The following is a 19,828-nucleotide window of genomic DNA, read 5'->3' on the forward strand; positions in this document are numbered from 1 at the left end:
GTTTGTCGTTATCGATAAAACGATCCCCTCCGCCATCGGCCGGAATCGAAAGCGCGGATGCCGGGAACTGAGCATTTTTTGTCCGACTGTCAAAGGCAAAACATGCTCCGAACCGGCTTGAATCCGCGATTTTTTGAATGAATCCGGCATCAGATACGATGAGTTGAGCAGCTGCAGCACGGCATTCGCCCAAATGCTGCACTGCACCTAAATTGCAGCACGATTTCTTGCCGGGGATTGGGCGCGGATCGAAAGCGGGGCGAGCGCGATTCGCGCCCGCCCCGCTTGGCCGTTTATTGGTGGGACACCTGCGAAACGCTTCGGCCCTCCGTGGATATTAGTGCGCGGTTGGAGACAACCCGCCAGCGGCCAGTCCGGTGGGCTGGCTGGCGAGATCTTCTTCCTCGCTCCACTCGATCGGCTCAACCGGTTCGGCCAGCGCGCGGGCCAGAACCTCGTCGACGTGCTCGACAGGAATGATTTCCAGACGCTCGACGATATTGGCGGGAATCTCGACCAGATCCTTCTTGTTTTCCTCGGGAATCAGCACGGTGGTGATGCCCCCGCGCAGAGCCGCCAGAAGCTTTTCCTTGAGCCCGCCGATCGCCAGCACGCGGCCGCGCAGGGTAACCTCGCCCGTCATCGCGACATTGGCGCGCACCGGAATGCCCGTCAGCGTCGAGACGATGGAGGTGACCATGCCCACGCCCGCGCTGGGCCCGTCCTTGGGCACCGCGCCTTCGGGCAAATGGATATGGATGTCCTTGTGCCGGAAGATCGACGGCTTGATCCCGTAATGCGGGGCGCGCGCCTTCACGAAGGAGAATGCGGCCTGCACGCTCTCGTTCATGACCTCGCCCAGCTTGCCGGTGGTCTTGACCGCGCCCTTGCCGGGAACGGTCACGCTTTCGATGGTCAGCAGTTCGCCGCCAACCTCGGTCCAGGCAAGGCCAGTGACCGCGCCGATCTGGTTCTCCTCGTCCGAAACGCCGTGGCGGAACTTGCGCACGCCCGCGAAGTCGCCAAGGTTTTCAGGCGTGATCACCACGCTCTCGACTTCACCCTCAAGGATCTTGCGCAGGCTCTTGCGGGCCAGGCGCGCGATCTCGCGCTCAAGCGTACGAACGCCGGCCTCGCGCGTGTAATAGCGGATCAGGTCGCGCAGCGCCGGTTCGGTGAGTTCGAACTCGCCCTTCTTCAGACCGTGCAGTTCGACCTGCTTGTCGAGCAGGTGACGTTCGGCGATCTCGACCTTCTCGTCCTCGGTATAACCCTCAAGCCGGATGATCTCCATGCGGTCGAGCAGCGGCTGAGGCAGGTTCAGTGAGTTTGCCGTGCAGACGAACATCACGTCCGACAGATCATAGTCGATCTCGAGGTAATGGTCCTGGAACTTGGCGTTCTGCTCGGGGTCCAGCACTTCCAGCAGGGCGCTGGCCGGGTCGCCGCGGAAATCCTGACCCAGCTTGTCGATCTCGTCCAGCAGGAACAGCGGGTTCGACGCGCCGGCCTTTTTCAGATTGGTCACGATCTTGCCCGGCAACGAGCCGATATAGGTCCGGCGGTGTCCGCGGATCTCCGCCTCGTCACGCACGCCGCCCAGCGACTGGCGCACGAATTCGCGGCCCGTCGCCTTGGCGATCGAGCGGCCCAGCGAGGTCTTGCCCACGCCCGGAGGTCCGACGAGGCACAGGATCGGCCCCTTCAGTTTGTTGGTACGGGCCTGGACCGCCAGATATTCGATGATCCGGTCCTTGACCTTGTCCAGCGCATAGTGATCGGCATCGAGCACTTCCTGCGCCTTGGCGATGTCCTTCTTGACGCGGCTCTTCTTGCCCCACGGCAGGCCGAGCAGCACGTCGAGATAGTTGCGGATGACCGTCGCCTCCGCGCTCATCGGTTGCATCGAGCGCAGCTTCTTCAGCTCGGAATTGGCCTTGGAGCGCGCCTCTTTCGACAGCTTGGCCTTTTCGATCTTCTCGGCCAGTTCGGCGAGTTCGTCGCCGTCCTCGCCCTCACCGCCCAGTTCGGACTGGATCGCCTTGAGCTGTTCGTTGAGGTAATATTCGCGCTGCGTCTTTTCCATCTGCCGCTTTACGCGGCCGCGGATGCGGCGCTCCACCTGCAATACGCCCAGTTCGCCTTCCATGAAGGACAGCGACATTTCCAGACGCTTTACCGGATCGCGCTCGGTCAGCATGGCCTGCTTGTCCGACACCTTGGCGGCGATATTCGCGGCCACCGCATCGGCAAGTCGCGAGGCGTCGTCGATCTCGCCCAGCTGCTCGCCCGCGTCGGCCGACAGCTTCTTGTTCAGCTTGGCATAGTCGTTGAACTGTTCCAGCACCTGCCGCATCAGGGCCGACACCTCGGTCCCGCTGGCGGTAATCTCGTCCATCAGCTTCACGTCGGCGACCAGCATGTCGTTCTGCAATGCCATCGACTCGACCGAGGCACGCTCTTGCCCCTCGACCAGAACGCGGACCGTTCCGTCGGGCAGCTTCAGCAATTGCAGGACGCTGGCGATCACGCCGATGTCGTAAAGGTCGTCAGCCTCCGGATCGTCGCAGCCGGGGTCGAGCTGGGCGACCAGCATGATGTCCTTGTCGCCCGCCATCGCGGCTTCCAGTGCGGCGACCGATTTCTCGCGCCCGACGAAGAGCGGCACGACCATGCCGGGGAACACCACGATGTCGCGCAGGGGAAGAAGCGGGTAGCTGTTCATCTGTCACTTTCCGATTGACCGGCGCACGCAGGCTTTCACAGCCCCATGCGCCGAGTGGCGACATTGCGATCTGGCATTGCAGCCCGATGCCGCCTTTATACGCCTGCCCGCCGATGAGAGGAGCCTGTCTGCTCCGTTTTCGACCCTTTTCTGCCAGATTCGCCATTTGTCGGCGATCTGGCGAAGGGGCGGCGGGCTGTTCCGGCTGAATATGGTGCATCTGCAGCAAGGGACAAGCGCCCCGCCGCACTAATCCGAATTGGATGAGGTGAAACGGTGCCTTCAGATGCCCAGTTTCGACAGGTCGAAGCCCGGCGGAAGGCCTGCGCCTTGCTGGACCTTCTGCATCTCCTCGTTCGCGCGCTGGTCGGCGCGGGTGCGCGCATCGTTGAACGCGGCGGCGATCAGGTCCTCCAGCATCTGCTTTTCGGCAGGCACGATCAGGCTGTCGTCGATGGCGACGCCCAGGATGCGGCCCTTGGCGGTGCAGCGGATCTTGACCAGCCCGCCGCCCGAAACGCCTTCGACCTCGATCGCGTCGAGCGTGGCCTGCGCCTCGTTCATCTGCTTCTGGATGTTCTGCGCGGCCTGCTGGGCGGCCTGGAACATTTCTTCCATCGATTTCATCGTCTTGATCCTTATGCCTGTCGATAACGGCGGCCTTCCGCGGCCGCTGCATCATCATCAATACGCCCGTGTTCGAGCAGTTTCGCATCGGGGAACGCCGCCAAAGCCGCCTTCACCAGCGAGGAATCCTGTATGCTGCGCGTCTCCGCTTCGGCCCGTGCCCTGGCGGCTTCGCCCAGCGAGGGTGCTGCGTCCTCATCGGCGCCCGCCTGCTCGACAAGCCACTTTTCGCCAGTGGCCCTGGCCAGCCCGTCGCGCAGATCGGGCGCAGCATCGCCCTTGAACTCAGGCGAGAGATGGTAGCGCAGGCGGCCGTTCGCAAGTTCCACCACGCGCACATAATCGCGCATGATCTGGCCGACACGCAAAGCGCCCGCATTCTCGACGCTCTCGACCAGCGTTTCCCAATCGGGCCCTGCCTTGGCGGCCAACCCTGCTTCGGCGGCCAGCCCTGCTTCGGCGGACGCTCCTTGCGCCCCGCCCTGCCCTTCGGTCTTTGCAGCGGCGACGGGTCGCGACGATATGTCGTCCAGCCTGCGCATCAGTTCGCCCGGATCGGGCATTTCGGCGGCATGCATCACGCGCAGCAGCGCCATCTGCGCCGAGGCCAGCGGATCGGGCGCGGTGCGGACTTCGTCATGGCCCTTCAGCAGCAATTGCCACAAGCGGTGCAATTGCGCAGGCCGCAGCTGTTCGGCCCAAGCCCCGATGGCCTCGCGCTCCTCGGCGGTGGGTGCGTCGGGTTCGGCGCCCCGGCCGCCCTTTCTGCCCAGTTGGTACAGGGTGATGCGGTGGACCAGATCCATCTGCGCGCGCATCAGCGCCAGCGGTTCGACACCCAGCGAATATTGGTTGTCGATGACCGTCAGCATCTCTACCGCGTCGCCTGAGAGAATGGCCGTCAGCAGACGCCGCTGCACCCCCTTGTCGGCAAGGCCCAGCATGTCGCGCACCTGTTCGGCGGTAACGAAGGTGCCCTCCCCGTCGGTCGCCATGTCGGCATGCGCGATTGCCTGGTCGAGGATGGACAACCCGTCGCGCACCGATCCTTCTGCCGCGCCCGCGACCATCGACAGCGCCTCGTCCTCGGCCTCGACGCTTTCTTCCCGGCAAACCCACGCGAAATGGTCTTTGAGCATCGGCGAAGTGATGCGGCGCAGGTCGAAACGCTGGCAGCGCGAGAGCACCGTGACCGGCAGCTTGTCGACCTCGGTCGTGGCGAACAGGAATTTCACATGGGCGGGCGGCTCCTCCAGCGTCTTGAGCAATGCGTTGAAAGCATTGCGCGAGAGCATGTGAACCTCGTCGATGATATAGATCTTGTAGCGCGCGGAGACCGCGGCATAGCGCACCGCCTCGATGATCTCGCGCACGTCGTCGACGCCGGTGTGGCTGGCGGCGTCCATCTCGATCACGTCAATATGGCGGCCCTCGGCAATGGCGCGACACGGTTCGCATACGCCGCACGGGTCGATCGTCGGCCCGCCCTGCCCGTCGGGGCCGATGCAGTTCAGCGCCTTGGCGATCAGCCGAGCGGTCGAGGTCTTGCCCACCCCGCGCACGCCGGTCATCAGGAACGCGTGCGCCAGCCGGTCGCGCTTGATCGCATTGGCCAGCGTCTGGACCATCGCGTCCTGCCCGATCAGCTGATCGAAGGTCTGCGGCCTGTATTTGCGCGCAAGCACGCGATAGGGCTGGGCCGGTTCGGCCTTCGCCTCGACCGGCGTAGCGTCAGGAGGGGCGGCAGGAGGGGCGGCAGGAGCAGCGGAAGGCGCCTGTTCCTCTGCCGGTGCGGAACCAAACAGTGCGTTCTGCCCTGCCGCCTCAAGCTCGGCCGCGTTGGGCCGCGTTGCGTCTTCGCCGTCCGGATCACCGCCGGTCGCCGCGCCAAAGATGTCGGGTGAATCGCCCATGCCCGCAATCTAGGACCGCTTGCCGCGATTGTCGAAGGCGTTGCCGCATTTGCCTGTGGGATCATCGATATGCCTGCCCGAAAGCCGCGTTCAGCCCTCATCCCGTTTGGGAAAGCCGCAAATCCGCGCTAGATCCGGCGGATGGTGCCGATATCCGCCGACAGGATCGAAGACCTGCCCGCCTTGCGCGGCCTGTTCGACTTTCCCGTCGCTGCGTGCGGATGCGCGATTCCGCTGACCGGCGCGCGGCACCACCCGGCAGAGGCTGTGCTGGTCGCCGGCGCTGCGGAACGAAGGCGAGACGAATTCCTCGCTGGCCGGGCCTGCGCGCGAAGCTGCCTCGATGCACTGGGCTATGGCGACGCGCCCGTGCTGCGCGGGGAACGGGGCATGCCGATCTGGCCGCAAGGCGCGATCGGAAGCATCTCGCACAGCGGCACGATCGCCATGGCGGTCGTCGCGGCTAACGTTACGGCGCGATCAATCGGCATCGACGTCGAACAGCGACGGGCCGTAACGGACGAGTTGCAGGACCTGCTGTTCAGGACCGAGGAGCGCGAGCGACTGGCACTGCTGCCGCAGGACGAGCGCCGCGCCGCCGCGACCCTGATGTTTTCGGCCAAGGAAGCGTTCTACAAGGCGCAGTTTCCCATCGGCAGGGCCTTCGTCGATTACCGCGAGGTCGCGGTAGAAACGTCGGAAAGCGGTTTCGCTGTCACGACCTGTATCGACATCGAGGGTCTGGGCCGGTCAGGCACAAGGTTCGACGGCCGCTGGTTCGCGGCAGACGGCCATGTGGTGACCGCCATCGCACTCTAGTTCGGGCGCACGGCAGGCACGCAGACTTTCGGAAATGTGATCCGCCAGCCTGCCCAACTGCGGCTCCTTCAACATGGCGTGGTGGCCGCAGTCGAAGCGATAGACCTTGAGCTCGCTACACAGGTCGATCCAGCCGCCCGTTTCGGTGGGATCGACGAAGGTGGCCCAGAAATTCTCGGCCATGGTGCCGCTGGCGCGGGTCCAGTGGATCGCGGTCTTCACGGAGCTGGCCGCATAATTTTTCTGCACTTTTTCGGCGCGCTCTTCCGCCAGACGCAGTTTGAATTCCAGCTCGGTTTCGCCGCGCCGCCGTCTTGGCAGACGGCCAAACATGCGTCTTGCGCGGAAACGCAGATGGCCGGGTATCTCGTGCAGCGGCAGGCCGACGATCTCGTCGAAGTGCCCCTTCCAACGCGCCAGCTGGCTGGTCAGATAGATCGTGCCCGGCGCATAGGAATCGACCACCCACAATGTGTCGACCTTTTGCCCCTGGCTTTCCAGAAGTGCTGTGACCTCGACTGCCAGATTGCCGCCGGACGAAAAGCCGATCAGCGAATAGGGACCGTCCGGCTGCACCTCGCGCATCGCACGGGCCACCGCCTGCGTATAATCCTGCATCGTCGGCCAGCGTGCGGGCCCCGCGTCCATCTCGTGCAATTCGAATGCATAGACCGCGCGGTCCCCCTCCAGCTTGCGCGCCAGATTCTCGAACTGCAGCGCGACGCCGCCCGCGCCGGGTATGCAGAACAGCGGTCGCTGGGACACACTGCCATGCAGGCGGATCAGCCCCTCGGGAAGATCGGTTCCGGCTGTGTTTTCCAGTCCGTCCGAGATGCGGCGGATCGTCCGTCCCTCGACCACCGTCCGGATCGGGATACGCAGTCCCATCTGCCTTTCAAGCCGGACCAGCATCTGCAACGCCAACAGCGAATGACCGCCGAGCGCGAAGAAATCCTCGTCTATGCCGATTTCCGATGCGCCCAGCATGTCCTGCCAGATCGCCGCCATCGCCCGTTCGACATCGTCGCGCGGCGGCGTAGCGCTGCGCTGGCGCTCGGCAGGTCCGGGCTCGGGCAAGGCCTTGCGGTCGATTTTTCCGCTGGAGGTCAGCGGCATCTCCGCCAGTTCGACGAAAATAGCCGGCACCATATAGGACGGCAGCGAGCGCCCCAGTTCCGCGGACAGGTGTGCCGGATCGATTGGCTGGTCCGACGCGATATAATAGGCGATCAGCTGCGCGCCCTGCACGGGATCCTCGCGCGCCAGGACGACGCCTTGCGTGATGCCTTCGATCTCTTCCAGCCGCGCCTCGATCTCGCCCAGTTCGATGCGCTGGCCGCGGATCTTCACCTGGAAATCGCTGCGCCCCAGATATTCGATGGTGCCGTCCGGCAGATATCGCCCGACGTCGCCCGTCCGGTAGATGCGAGCCGCGGGATCGCCCGAAAACGGATCCGCAACAAACCGCTCCGCAGTGAGTTCGCCCTGGCCGAGATAGCCGCGACCGACCTGCACCCCGCCGATGAACACATGGCCCGGCGCGCCTTGCAGAACGGGCCGCAGGCGATCGTCGAGAATATGGATGCGTGTGTTCGCGACCGGCCTGCCGATGGGAACGATGGTGCCCTGCGCGTCCCGGCGGCAAGTCCAGTGGGTGACGTCGACACCCGCTTCGGTCGGGCCATACAGATTATGCAAATCCGCCTCTGCGAAGCGATCGAAGAAGGCGGTCTGAAGATCGTGGGTCAGCGCCTCTCCGCTGCAGATGACGCGGCGGATCGACGGGCAATCGGCGGCGGCCGGTTCCTCGAGAAACACGCGCAGCATCGACGGGACGAAATGCAGCGTGGTGATGGCGCGCGACCGGATCAGTTCGGCCAAATAGCCGCTGTCACGGTGGCCATCGGGCCGCGCGATCACCAGCCTTGCGCCGACCATCAGCGGCCAGAAGAATTCCCAGACCGACACGTCGAAACTGAACGGCGTTTTCTGAAGCACCCGGTCGTCTGCCGTCAGGCCGTATTGCGCCTGCATCCAGTTCAGCCGGTTCACGATGCCGCGATGTTCGTTCATTGCCGCCTTGGGCCGCCCGGTGGAGCCCGATGTGAAGATTACATAGGCAAGGTCGCCCGGCTCGCCCTCGTCTAAAAGCGGGGCGCCGTTCGCGATTTCCGTTTCCGCCGCGAGGTCGAGATCGAGGATCTTGCCTTCGAAGCCCGCGATACGGTCGCGCAGATGCGGCTGGCACAAAACCACTTTCGGTGCGGCATCCGCCAGCATGTCGGCAAGGCGCGCCGCAGGCAGCGACGGGTCCAGCGGCACATAGGCACCGCCTGCCTTCAGCGCGGCATAAAGCGCGACGACCATCTCGAAGCTGCGTTCGGCGCATACGCCGACAAGCGCGTCCCGTCTCACACCCGCCTGGCGCATGGCGCGCGCCAGCGCATTGGCGCGGCGGTCGAGTTCGCCATAGGACATCTCGCGCCCCTCTAACTCCAGCGCGACCGCCTGGGGTGTGCGGGCCGCCTGCCCCTCGAAGGCGGCGTGGAGGCGCTGGGGCGTGCCGAATTCGGTGGCGGTGTCGTTGAAATCGTGCAGCAATCGCCGCTCGGCAGCGGCGGAGAGAATGCGGACGTCCTCCGTCCTCGCATCGGGCTCGAACTCAAGCTTTGCGGCGATATCTTCCAGCGCGGCCGCCACGGCGTCGCACAATATGGCGGGATCCACCGGATGACGCGACTGCGCCTCCACCATGAAGCCGTCGCCAAGATCATCGACCGACAGTTCGAGCGCGTAATTCGTCCTTTCGGTGAAGGACAGAAGCTCAAGCCCCATCGCCTCGATCGCCGGACCCATCGCGTGGACCCTGGTACTCTCGCGCCCGCCGCGGATCTGCACATGGCGGAAATTGATCAGCGCATTGAACAGCGGAACACCCGGCGCGAGCCTGCTGCAGGCCTGCGCCATGGCCAGCGACGCATGTTCGTGGCGCAGCAATCCGGCCAGCAGCTCATGCGTGTCGGTCAGCGCTTCGGCCACGCTGCGGCCCGCAAAGCGCAGGCGCAGCGGAAGCGTATTGATCATCGGGCCAAGGATGCGATCCGCATGATCGCCCGCCTGCATCCGCCCGAACAGGACGGTACCGAAAACGACATCGCCGCGTCCGCAGCTTTGTCCGACCACCAGCCCCCAGGCGAGGTGGAACAGGCTGGCGACGCCTACGCCGCGCGATCTGGCAATAATGCGCAGCCGTTCCGATAGGCCGTCGTCCAGCCGCAGCCGCGCATCCTTTATCGGTTCATCCTGCGCCGTTTCGGTCAGGCCGAAAGCGGCAGTCGGTTCATCCAGATCGCCCAGCAATTCGCCGAACCATTCGCGCGATTCCGGTGCCTCCGCCTTGTCAGCGGTACGCGCGACGAATGCGCGAAACGGCAGCGGTTCGGGAAGATCCGCGCCACCGTCCGCCATCAGCGCCGCGATCTCGCCGCTCATCAGCTCGTCGGTCGTGTGGTCCTCTATCAGATGGTGATGCGAACGCAGGATCAGCCAGCGCTCGTTCGCCGGATCCTGCGCGATATAGAGCCGTATGGCCGGAGCGCGATCGACCGCCAGCCGGTGATGACGCATATCGAAACGGTCGAGCAATTGCCCGGCGACATCGCCCTCGGCAGGCTCGAACTGCATCTCCTCGACCGACACGCGCGCTTCGCGGCACACGACTTGCACCGGATGACGCAGGCCCTCGGCCAGAAAGGCGCTGCGCAGGATGTCGTGACGGTTCACCACGGACTGCACCGCCGCGGCATAGCGCATCGCCTGTTCGCGCGAGCGGGCGGCCATCAGTGTCGTGACCAGATAGGGATCGCCGCTGGCCGAAACGCGGTGGTGATAGAAGATGCCTTCCTGCAGCGGGGTGAGCGGATAAATGTCCTGAATATTCGCGGCCCCGCCCGGAACCGTGCGTTCGATCAGCGCAATCTCATCCTCGTCCAGCGTGACCAGATCCAGCATATCGGGCCGGATCGCGTCGCAATCGGGCGGAATATTGCTGAGGGCGATGGCTTCAGTCGATCCGTGCTGCTCTGCCAGATCGGCGATGGCCGCGATGGTGGGCGTCAGGAACATGTCGCCGGCGGAGACGTGCAGACCATGCGCCCGAAGCCGTTGCAGCACGTCGATGATCAACAGCGAATGGCCGCCCAGTTCGAAGAAATCGTCATGCGCGCCCATTTGTTCGACGCCCAGCACGTCCGACCAGATGCGCGCGATCAGTTCCTGCCGCTCACCCCTGGGCGCGACATAGGCCGCGCTGGCGCGTGCCTGCCCCGGTTCGGGAAGCCGCGCGCGGTCGAGCTTGCCGTTTTCCGTCAGCGGCAGATCGTCGATCAGAACAAAATGAGCGGGCAGCATGTAATCGGGCAATACGGCCCTCAGCCGCGCCCGCAGGCGGGCGGCTAGTCCCTCGTGCGCGGTCTGGTCGGTCACCAGATAGGCGACGATCTGCTGTTCCCCCGAACGGTCGGGCCGCGCGATGACGGCGGCGTTCCGAATCGCCTCGTCGCGGGTGATCTGCGCTTCGATCTCGCCCAGCTCGATGCGAAAGCCGCGGATCTTCACCTGATGGTCGGCGCGGCCGAGATATTCGATCTCCCCTTCCCGGTTGCGCAAGGCAAGGTCACCGGTGCGATACAGCCGTGCATTGCGGTCCGAAGAAAACGGATCGGCAAGGAAGCGCTGCGCCGTCAGTTCGGGGCGGTTGAGATAGCCCGACGCGACCCCTGCGCCGCCGACATAGATCTCGCCGCTGACACCGGTGGGGACGGGACGCATGTTCTCGTCCAGAATGTGAAGCGTGAGGTCGGGTATCGGCTCTCCGATGATGCTGCCGCGTCCTGCATCGAGGTCGTTCACCGTGACCGGGCGATAGGTGACATGCACCGTCGTCTCGGTAATGCCGTACATGTTGATTAGGCGGGGCGATCGGTCTCCATAGCGGGCGAACCACGGGCGCAGCGACTGAAACTCCAGCGCCTCGCCGCCGAATATCACATGGCGCAGCGCATAATCGGCGGGCGCAGCGGCGCGGTCCGCCTGGATGAAGCGGCGAAAGGCGGACGGGGTCTGGTTGAGCACCGTTACCCCTTCGGCAAGGACAAGGCTGCGAAACGCCTCGGTCGATCGGCCCACTTCCACGGGGACCACCACGACGCATCCGCCGTAAAGCAGCGCGCCCCAGATTTCCCACACCGAGAAATCGAAGGAATAGGAATGAAACAGCGTCCAGACGTCGTCGCTGCCGAAACCGAACCAGTGCTGCGTCGAATCGAACAGGCGCAATACGTTGGCATGGCTGACGGCCACACCCTTGGGCTTGCCGGTCGAACCCGAAGTATAGATCACATAGGCCAGATCACCGCCGCCCGTTTCCGCGAGCGGAGATGACGCGCTTTCGCCGCCGCAATCGCCGATATCGACAAGAACGGCCCCGGTATCGACCAGATTGCCCGCCAGCGCGCCCCTTGTAACGATGATCCCCACATTGGCGTCATCCGCCATGAAGGCGAGACGGTCGGCGGGATAGACGGGATCCATCGGCAGATAGGCGCCGCCCGCCTTGATGATGCCCAATATGCCAACGAGAATATCGAGATCGCGGCCGACATGCAGGCCGACAAGCGCGCCCCCCGACACGCCCATGCGCCTGAGCCGATTGGCTAGCTGGCTCGAAAGCCGGTCCAGCGCGGCATAGGACAGTTCTTGCTCGCCGCAGCGGGCAGCCACCTTGGCGCCCTGTGCGCGCGCGACATCCCGAAACCTTGCGGACAGGCTGTCGGCGCTCTCGGGTCCGGTATCGGCATCAGGCACGGCTTCGCCGCGATCCTCTGTCACGAGATATGCAATATGATCCGGCCCCATGCGGCCTTGCCCCCTCCATCGCCCGCCGCGCATAATGCCCCCCGGCGCGCGAAAAAGGCCAAAGCCGCCCGATCACCCGAGCGTCGCCCCGAATATTAGCGGAGCATCCTGCAAAAGAAAATCTGAAGTCAAAGTCGTGCCATTTCTGAACCGAACAACAACAACGGGCACTTTGCTGTTAAGGGCGACGGTCGCATCTTCGGCAGGCCCGGCCCGACCGGTGCCTTCCCCTGCCCGGCATGGTTGGCGCGTCGCCGGCGTGGCCAGCGGCAACAGATGTCGTTATGGATAGCCGGACGGAAACAATAAATTACATTCGGGACATCAAGGGCCGCTTTCAGTCGGCCGCCTGTCTCCATATGTACCGCGACTGCGAACAGTTTGATCGATCAAGGGGCTAGAGTGGCGGGACAAAGACTGGGATTGCGCGATGCGGCATTGTGGATGTCGGAAGTCATCGGGCCCGATTACGGCTATGTTCGGATCGGCATCGTCTATACCGTCGCGATAACCCTGCTGTCGCTGGCCACGCCGATTTCGGTCCAGGTGCTGATCAACAGCGTCGCGCGGACCTCGCTTCCGGCTCCGCTGTGGACGCTGTCGGGCATATTGCTGCTGCTGCTGCTGATCGTGGCGGCGCTCAGTGCGCTGCGCCTGTATGTCATGGCGATGTTCGAACGGCGGCTGTTCGCGCGCATCGTCGCTGGCATCACGGTCAAGGCCGTGCACGCGCAGAACCCCTATTTCTCAGACGCGAACAGCGAACATCTGTTCAACCGCTTCTTCGACATGCCGGTGCTGCAAAAATCGGTGCCCAGCCTGGTGATCGGCGCGTTCACCATCATCCTTCAGGCCGTGGTGGGGCTTGCCGTCACCAGCTTCTATCACCCGTTCTTCCTGGCCTTCAACGTGCTGCTGGTGTTCGTCGTGATGCTGATCTGGATCATGTGGCGGCGCGGCGCGGTGACGGGCGCGGTGGGGCTGTCGGATGCAAAGCACAAGGCGGCGCACTGGCTGGAAAGCGTCGGCGGATCGAACGGGTTCTACAAGTCCAGCCGCCACATGGGCTTTGCGATGGACCGCACCGAACGCGTCACCGCCGCCTATATCGAGGCGCACAAGCAATATTTCCGCTACAGCTTCTCGCAGGCGGTGGCCTATTTCCTGGTTTATGCGCTGGCGAGCGCGGGCCTGCTGGCGCTGGGCGGCAATCTGATCATCCAGGGCCAGCTGTCGATCGGACAGCTGGTGGCGGCCGAGCTGATCCTTTCGGGCGTGTTCTACGGCATCTCGCAGCTCGGATGGTACCTCGACACGTTCTACGAGATGATCGCCAGCTCGGAAGAGCTGACCCTCCTGTTCTCGATCCCGCAGGAAAGCGGACAGGTCACCGGAGAGGCGCCGTCCGACGGGTCGGTCTATATGCGCGAAGTGGTAAAGGGCGACGCGCATATCTCGTTCTCGCTGAAAGGCGGCGAACAGGTGGTGGCGGTTGTCGAACCCGGCATGGAACGCCTGCTGGCGTCCCTGCTCAAACGGCATGCCCTGCCCGACCGTGGGCAATTGCTGATCGGCAAGGGCGATCTTGGCACGTTCGACATGTATCTGCTGCGCACCGCGGTCACCGTGCTCAATCGCCCCACCATCGTCGAGGTCAAGATCCGCGAATATCTGGCGCTGGAAGTCGGCGACGGCGGAAACCGCGCGATGATGGCCGCGCTCGATACCGTGGGACTGGGACGTCGGATCGCGACGCTGCCCGACGGGCTGGACACGGTATTGTCGTCGTCGGGCGCGCCGCTGACCATTGCCGAGGTCATGCAGCTGAAACTGGCGGGCGCCCTTCTGGGCAAGCCGCGCGTGCTGTTGCTGTCCGAATTGTTCGACATGATGCCGGTCCACCGCCTTCAGCTCGCGCTCGACGAGTTGCGCGCATCGGACACCACCGTGCTGCTCTCGACCAAGCGGCCCGAAGCGATCGCGCGCGACGGCTGGCTCTATCTGGGCAGCCAGCACCAGCAGAGGTTCGACAGCCATGACGAGCTGATGCGCTTCCTTGCCGAGCAGGAGCATCACGATGCCTGATCGGCCGGAAAACCTTAAGCATTTCAGAACCCTCGCCTCGCTCCGGCCGCCGCGCTTCGCGGTGGTGATGGCGTGGATGATCGGCATCGGCTTCGTGCTGACGATAGGCTTGCTGTTCGTGCCCTGGGTGCAGACCGCGCAGGGCATGGGCAAGGTCGTCTCGCTCGATCCGGACGACAGGGCGCGTCAGGTGTCGTCGCTGATCGACGGACGTGTCGAACAGTTCTTCGTCAGCGATGGCGACAGGGTGGCGGCCGGCGATCCGATCGCGCGCGTGGTCGACGTCGACCCCAACCTGCTCTCCCGCCTCAATTCCGAACGCCGCCAGCTCGAGGCGGAGATCGCGGCCATGCGGCAGGCGCGGCAGGTCGCCACGATCGACGTGGAACGTACGCGGCAACTGCTTGCCGAAGGGCTCGCTTCGCGGCGCGAATACGAGCAGGCACAGATCCGCATCGCCGAAGCCGATGCCACGATTGCCGAGGCGCGCGCGGGCATCAACCGGATCGAGACCGAGATCAACCGCCGCTCGGCCCAGGTGGTGACCGCCCCGCGCGAGGGCCGCATACAGCAGGTTAATGGCGAAGCCGGCGGACAGCTGATCACGGCGGGCACCGTGCTAGCCGTGATCGCGCCCGAACAGGTGGAGCGCGCGGTCGAGATATTCGTCGATGCGCGCGACGTGCCGATCATCGAACGCGGCAGCCCCGTGCGGCTGGAGTTCGAGGGGTTTCCCGCCGTCCAGTTCAGCGGATGGCCGAACCTTGTCTACGGCGTCTATGACGGGCGTGTCCGCACCATCGATCCGGTGGCCGCCCCCAACGGCCAGTTCCGCGTCATCGTCGAGCCCCTTCCCGATGCCGAACGTCCATGGCCCGGCGATCGTTACGTCAGGCAGGGCAGCAATGTCGTGGGCTGGATCCGCGGCAATACCGTCACCGTGGGCTTCGAGATCTGGCGCCAGCTGAACGACTTCCCGCTGCAATATGACCGCACTGACGAAGCCGCATCGAGTCCGGGCGGAAACTGGGGGTCCTCGTTGTGAGGCGAAGCAGGGTCTGGATCATCATTGCGGGAGCCGCCCTCACCGCGCCCGCGACCGTTCTGGCGCAGGCCACCGACGGTCCGGCCATGGTGGTTGCAGAGGATCCGCAAACAGGCCCGCTGCTGCTGAGCGACGTGCTGCGCCGCTCTGCCCGGACGGCCCCCCAGATTATCGAGGCGCTGGCAAGGATCCGGCAGGCGCAGGGCGCGGCTCTGCGCTCCGAAGGCGCGTTCGACACCGTCTTCGATGTCGAAGGGCGCAGCCGGGTGACCGGCTATTACGACGGCACCATCGTCGAAGGGACCGCCAACCAGCCGCTGGGCACCAACGGCGGCTATGCCTATGGCGGCTATCGCGTCAGCCGGGGCGATTTTCCGATCTATGAGGATGAGGCCTTTACCAATCGGCTGGGCGAATTGCAGATCGGCGCGCTGTTCTCGCTGCTGCGCGACCGGCTGATTGACGAACGGCGCGCGCAGCGTTCGATCGCGGCACGCGGCATCGATGTCGCCCGGTTCGAGGCGGAGGCCGCCGCCATCGGCGTGCAGAGCCGCACCATCGCGGCCTATCAGGACTGGGTGGCCACGGGGCTTCGGCTGCAGGCCTATCGCGAGTTGCTGGAACTGGCGCAGGACCGCACCGGCGCCATCGACCGGCAGGTACAGCTTGGCGCGCAGCCACGCATCCTGCAGACCGAGAATGAGCAGAACCTCGTCCGCAGACGCGCCCGCGTGATCGAGGCGGAGCAGGCGTTCGAGGCTGCGGCAGTGCGCCTGTCCCTGTTCTATCGCGATCCTTCGGGCAATCCCGTCATTGTCGGGGCCGATCGCCTGCCATCCGATGCGCAGGCGCTGGCGCTGCTGTCGGTCGATCCCGACTTCACTCTCTCGCAGCGCCCCGAATTGCAGAGCCTGCTGGCGCGCGTCGACCAGTCGGTCCTGTCGCTCGCCCTTGCGGAAAACGCCATGCGGCCGCGCCTCGACCTTGTCGGCAAGCTGGCCAAGGACATCGGTGATGAAGGGCTGGGCGGTTTCAGCCGGACGCCATTCGAAACCATTGTCGGCTTTCAGTTTTCGGTCCCGCTGCAGAACCGGGCCGCCAAGGGCCGCGTTGTCGAGGCGGAGGCGAAGTTGGACGAACTGGCCATCCAGCAGGAATTCCTGCGCGACCGGATCGAGACCGAGGTCGAGACGATGCGCATCGCGCTGAACGGCGCGGAGCGGCTGGTCGAAACGTCGCGCCGCGAATTCGAACTGGCCCGCGAACTGGCGCAGGCCGAGCGGCGGCGGTTCCAGCTGGGGTCAAGCAATTTCTTCCTCGTCAACCAGCGCGAGGAGACCGCGACCGATGCACAGGTCCAGCTGATCAACGCGCAGGCACGCATTGCCGCCGCCCAGGCAGACCTTGCGGCCGCGACGGTCGACCTCGACGCGCTGGGTCTGGAGTAGGTGCTTGGGGACCGGAGTAGCGGACGGCGGAATGAAAGCCGTTCAAAAGCATGCCAGGATACGCTCGGAAACTTTCAAATCGCCTTGCCAGTGACTAGCTTCGTTTCATGAACGCGTCAGACCTCATCGCTTCGAGCACCGTGGCAGCGGTCGTCAGCAATCCGCGGCTGCCCGACAATCCCATCGTCGAATGCAATGCCGCCTTCACGGCGCTGACGGGATATGAACGCGAAGAGATCATCGGTTACAACTGCCGGTTCCTGACTGGGCCCGAAACCGAACCTTGGCTGACCGAGGAATTGCGTCAGGGCGTGCGGCAGCGGCGGCCCACCATGGTCGAGATTTTGAACTACAAGAAGGACGGGACCCCCTTCCGCAACGCCGTCATGGTCGCGCCAATTTTCGACGACAAGGGCCAGCTGGAATATTTCCTCGGCTCGCAGATGGAAATCGTCGGCGCGGCCGAAACCGTGGGCGAGGACCGGCAGAAGCAGGCCCGCCAGCAGATCGAAAAGCTGACCCCGCGCCAGAAGCAGATCCTGATCGAGATGGCGCGCGGCAAGCTGAACAAGCAGATCGCCTATGACCTCGACCTCAGCGAGCGGACGATCAAGATGCACCGCGCGGCCCTGCTGAAGACGCTGGGCATAAGAACCACGGCAGAGGCGATCAGGACCGTCATCGAAGCGGGATATTAAAACTGGACAGCCCGCACAAATAACGTCTCGATCACGGCAAGTACTTCCTTGGACCACAAGGTTGCACCTTCGGACAGGTTGTTGAAGCGGTAGGCGAGGCGCATCTTTCCTATCGTGGCACGCAACCTGTTTGAGAGGAGGATGCAATGTTGCCGATCGATGAAGAACCTCACTACGCATCAGAAGACGTCAGAGGCGGAAGCGAAGAACGTGTGGTGCGCTACGTGCTTGGTATAAGCCTTGGGCTCGCGATTACTTTTCTTTCTGCAACCTGGATGACCGGCGCGATTACGATGCCGTGATTTCAGGAGCGACGGGGCCTGCAGAGTTCTTCCCACCCGCCTGCAGGTCCCGTCCAACTTGATAGATCAAGTCCAAGCTAACCGATTATCAATCTACCGTTCGAGGCAATCCGGCTCGACCGGTTCGGCAAGATCCCCTCGACCACCGGATTGCAAACACGCCCGACTTCAAGCCCCCCAACGAAGAGGACGATATGAAACTTCCCATCTCGCTTGCAGCAGCCGTCCTGCTTACTGCCGCCATGCCCGCCCACGCCGACCATCATGGCGGCTCGACCATTGTCGAGGCAGCCGTGGCGTCACCCGATCACGAAACGCTGGTCGCCGCCGTGAAGGCCGCAAACCTTGCCGACACGCTTGCCGGTGATGGACCGTTCACCGTTTTCGCGCCGACCGATGCCGCTTTCGCCAAGCTGCCCGACGGGACCGTGTCGACCCTGCTCAAGCCCGAGAATGCCGACATGCTGCGTTCGGTGCTGACCTATCACGTGGTGCCGGGCAATGTCTCCGCCACGCAGCTGATCGGCATGATCGAGAGCAATGGCGGCACCGCCGAACTGACCACCGTGCAGGGCGGAACTCTGACGGCCAGCATGTCGGGCGGCAATGTGATCCTGACCGACGCAAAGGGCGGCACGGCGACTGTCGTGCAAGCCGATGTGAAGGCGTCGAACGGCGTGATACACGCAACCGACGCCGTATCACTGCCGGCCTGACACTCGTTCCCATCGCGAAAATATCCGCACGGTCCGGAAGCCGCGCGGATATGATGGGAGCGCGCGCCGCAAGTCCAGGGCTCTTACCTCCCCCTTGGGCTTGCGGCCTTCGGCATCCGGCGCGTCAATCGCGCGGCGCGGTGCTACTCCCTGTCGACAGCAGCCGGTAACCCCACGCAGGCAATTCCACCGTGGTCCCTGCTTTCAACTCGATGGCCGAACCGTCCGCAAAATCGACATAGCGCCCTGCGGCCAGCCCGTCGGCCAGTTGCGCGCTGACGGGCTTTTCAGACAGGTTGAACAGCCCGACCACCTTGTTGCCGTCCTGCTGGCGGACCCATGCGAACAATTGCTGCGGCTTGTCGTTCACGACCTGCTGCATCCGCGCCCCCCATTGCCCGTTGCCCAGAGCCGGATTGGCCTTGCGAAACGCGATCAGCCGCGACGCCAGATCGCCCAATGTGCATCCCTCGCCCTGCGACCAGTCGATCGGGTCCTTTTCGAAGAATTCCAGCCGCTTGGCGTTGCAAGCCTCCTGCCCGTTATACAGCATCGGCAGCCCTTCACCGGCGAAGGACAACGCCATGAACGCGGGCAGCGCTTCGCCGAAATTCTCGTATTGCGTGCCTTCCCAAGAATTGCTGTCGTGATTGGCGATATAGGTAAGGCGCATGGCCTCGCGCGGCCAGCTGCTCTCGTTCTCGGCATAATAGCTGAACAATGCGGTCGCATCGGCCTTGCCCTGCGCGATCTCCTTTATCGTCTCGTGCCATTCCCACGCATAGACCGCGTCGAACGCCTGTCGCGTCATTTCCGGCGTCTTCCATTCGGCCAGCATGAACACCGGACGGATGGCGTCGAGCCGCTGGCGCTCGGCCTCCCAGAAATCGAGCGGGACATAGCCCGCCACATCGGCGCGATAGCCGTCAATGTCGAATTCGCGGACCCAGTATTCCATCGCCTCGCCGACATGCTTGCGAACGCCGGGCTTCGACCAGTCGAGATCGATGACGTCGGACCAGTCCCACCACGGGGTCGGGCGGAAATCGCCCTTCCAGTCCTTTTCGTACCAGTCGGGGTGCTGCTCCGCGAGCGCATTGTCCCACGCGGTGTGGTTGGCGACGAGGTCGAGAATGACGTGAAAGCCCTGCGCATGCGCCGCATCGACGAAGCTTTTCAGATCTTCCTTGGTGCCGAATTCGGGATTGACCTCGTAATAATCCTGCACCGAATAGGGCGAACCCAGCGTGCCCTTGCGGTTCTTCTCGCCAATGGGATGGATCGGCATCAGCCACAATATGTCGACGCCCAGTTCTTTCAGCCGCGGCAATTCACGCTCGGCGGCGCGGAAGGTCCCCTCGGGCGTGAACTGGCGCGTGTTTATCTGATAGAGCACGGCGTCCTTCGACCATTCGGGATGCTGAATCGTGCTGTAGGGCTGCGGCGTCCACGGATCGGCCGGTTCCTGCGCCATGGCGCAAGGCGACAGGAGCGCGGCTCCCAGGGTCAGCGAAAGGATGGAAAGGCGCTTCAT

Annotated in this window: 12 protein-coding genes; 7 read left to right on the forward strand and 5 right to left on the reverse strand. The window is 64.1% G+C overall.

From position 1 onward, the window contains the following. Positions 1-337 precede the first annotated feature (337 nt). The 3 genes from lon to AC4FIJ_RS09990 all read right to left on the reverse strand — a co-directional run bounded on the left by lon (position 338) and on the right by AC4FIJ_RS09990 (position 5,265). Entirely contained in the window at positions 338-2,725 is a 2,388-nt protein-coding gene (gene lon / locus AC4FIJ_RS09980) for an endopeptidase La (RefSeq protein WP_490336573.1), read from the reverse strand. A gap of 282 nt (positions 2,726-3,007) precedes the next feature. Next, positions 3,008-3,352 carry a YbaB/EbfC family nucleoid-associated protein gene (locus AC4FIJ_RS09985; protein WP_490336574.1) on the reverse strand — a complete coding sequence of 115 codons (345 nt, stop codon included), beginning with the start codon at positions 3,350-3,352 and terminating at the stop codon, positions 3,008-3,010. An 11-nt stretch (positions 3,353-3,363) separates the two neighbouring features. Beyond that, the gene (locus AC4FIJ_RS09990) at positions 3,364-5,265 is read right to left on the reverse strand and encodes a DNA polymerase III subunit gamma/tau (protein ID WP_490336575.1); all 1,902 of its coding nucleotides are present in this window, start codon (positions 5,263-5,265) and stop codon (positions 3,364-3,366) included. A gap of 141 nt (positions 5,266-5,406) precedes the next feature. On the opposite strand from AC4FIJ_RS09990, the gene AC4FIJ_RS09995 reads away from it, so the two are divergent. Continuing rightward, complete coding sequence (locus tag AC4FIJ_RS09995) at positions 5,407-6,084, forward strand: 4'-phosphopantetheinyl transferase family protein (RefSeq protein ID WP_490336576.1); 678 nt, start codon at positions 5,407-5,409, stop codon at positions 6,082-6,084. Here the strand turns inward: AC4FIJ_RS09995 and AC4FIJ_RS10000 are convergent. Then, positions 6,016-12,000, reverse strand: a complete 5,985-nt coding sequence (locus AC4FIJ_RS10000) for an amino acid adenylation domain-containing protein (RefSeq protein ID WP_490336577.1) — start codon at positions 11,998-12,000, stop codon at positions 6,016-6,018. The two genes, AC4FIJ_RS09995 and AC4FIJ_RS10000, sit on opposite strands and share 69 nt — an antisense overlap. 402 nt (positions 12,001-12,402) lie before the next feature. Here AC4FIJ_RS10000 and AC4FIJ_RS10005 point away from each other — a divergent pair, with 402 nt between their 5' ends. The 6 genes from AC4FIJ_RS10005 to AC4FIJ_RS10030 all read left to right on the forward strand — a co-directional run bounded on the left by AC4FIJ_RS10005 (position 12,403) and on the right by AC4FIJ_RS10030 (position 18,294). Beyond that, positions 12,403-14,085, forward strand: a complete 1,683-nt coding sequence (locus AC4FIJ_RS10005; protein ID WP_490336578.1) for an ATP-binding cassette domain-containing protein — start codon at positions 12,403-12,405, stop codon at positions 14,083-14,085. After that, on the forward strand, positions 14,078-15,130 hold the full coding sequence (locus AC4FIJ_RS10010) for an efflux RND transporter periplasmic adaptor subunit (RefSeq protein WP_490336579.1): 1,053 nt from the start codon (positions 14,078-14,080) through the stop codon (positions 15,128-15,130). The genes AC4FIJ_RS10005 and AC4FIJ_RS10010 overlap by 8 nt, the downstream gene beginning before the upstream one ends. Continuing rightward, positions 15,127-16,578 carry a TolC family protein gene (locus AC4FIJ_RS10015; RefSeq protein ID WP_490336580.1) on the forward strand — a complete coding sequence of 484 codons (1,452 nt, stop codon included), beginning with the start codon at positions 15,127-15,129 and terminating at the stop codon, positions 16,576-16,578. Before AC4FIJ_RS10010 ends, AC4FIJ_RS10015 begins: the two co-directional genes overlap by 4 nt. Positions 16,579-16,685: 107 nt before the next feature. Further along, positions 16,686-17,276, forward strand: a complete 591-nt coding sequence (locus AC4FIJ_RS10020; RefSeq protein ID WP_490336581.1) for a response regulator transcription factor — start codon at positions 16,686-16,688, stop codon at positions 17,274-17,276. Between the two features lie 146 nt (positions 17,277-17,422). Continuing rightward, positions 17,423-17,578 carry a hypothetical protein gene (locus tag AC4FIJ_RS10025; RefSeq protein ID WP_490336582.1) on the forward strand — a complete coding sequence of 52 codons (156 nt, stop codon included), beginning with the start codon at positions 17,423-17,425 and terminating at the stop codon, positions 17,576-17,578. 194 nt (positions 17,579-17,772) lie between these two features. Then, a complete protein-coding gene (locus AC4FIJ_RS10030) occupies positions 17,773-18,294 on the forward strand; it encodes a fasciclin domain-containing protein (protein WP_490336583.1) in 522 nt (173 codons plus the stop codon). 124 nt (positions 18,295-18,418) lie between these two features. Here AC4FIJ_RS10030 and AC4FIJ_RS10035 read toward each other — a convergent pair whose 3' ends face one another. Beyond that, on the reverse strand, positions 18,419-19,828 hold the full coding sequence (locus tag AC4FIJ_RS10035; RefSeq protein ID WP_490336584.1) for an alpha-amylase family glycosyl hydrolase: 1,410 nt from the start codon (positions 19,826-19,828) through the stop codon (positions 18,419-18,421).

The organism is Croceicoccus sp., assembly GCF_983967925.1.

Bases quoted from the DNA above. Each gene is read 5' to 3' on its own strand.
- lon (WP_490336573.1), bottom strand. From the start codon at position 2,725: ATGAACAGCTACCCGCTTCTTCCCCTGCGCGACATCGTGGTGTTCCCC.
- AC4FIJ_RS09985 (WP_490336574.1), bottom strand. From the start codon at position 3,352: ATGAAATCGATGGAAGAAATGTTCCAGGCCGCCCAGCAGGCCGCGCAG.
- AC4FIJ_RS09990 (WP_490336575.1), bottom strand. From the start codon at position 5,265: ATGGGCGATTCACCCGACATCTTTGGCGCGGCGACCGGCGGTGATCCG.
- AC4FIJ_RS09995 (WP_490336576.1), top strand. From the start codon at position 5,407: ATGGTGCCGATATCCGCCGACAGGATCGAAGACCTGCCCGCCTTGCGC.
- AC4FIJ_RS10000 (WP_490336577.1), bottom strand. From the start codon at position 12,000: ATGGGGCCGGATCATATTGCATATCTCGTGACAGAGGATCGCGGCGAA.
- AC4FIJ_RS10010 (WP_490336579.1), top strand. From the start codon at position 14,078: ATGCCTGATCGGCCGGAAAACCTTAAGCATTTCAGAACCCTCGCCTCG.
- AC4FIJ_RS10020 (WP_490336581.1), top strand. From the start codon at position 16,686: ATGAACGCGTCAGACCTCATCGCTTCGAGCACCGTGGCAGCGGTCGTC.
- AC4FIJ_RS10025 (WP_490336582.1), top strand. From the start codon at position 17,423: ATGTTGCCGATCGATGAAGAACCTCACTACGCATCAGAAGACGTCAGA.
- AC4FIJ_RS10030 (WP_490336583.1), top strand. From the start codon at position 17,773: ATGAAACTTCCCATCTCGCTTGCAGCAGCCGTCCTGCTTACTGCCGCC.
- AC4FIJ_RS10035 (WP_490336584.1), bottom strand. From the start codon at position 19,828: ATGAAGCGCCTTTCCATCCTTTCGCTGACCCTGGGAGCCGCGCTCCTG.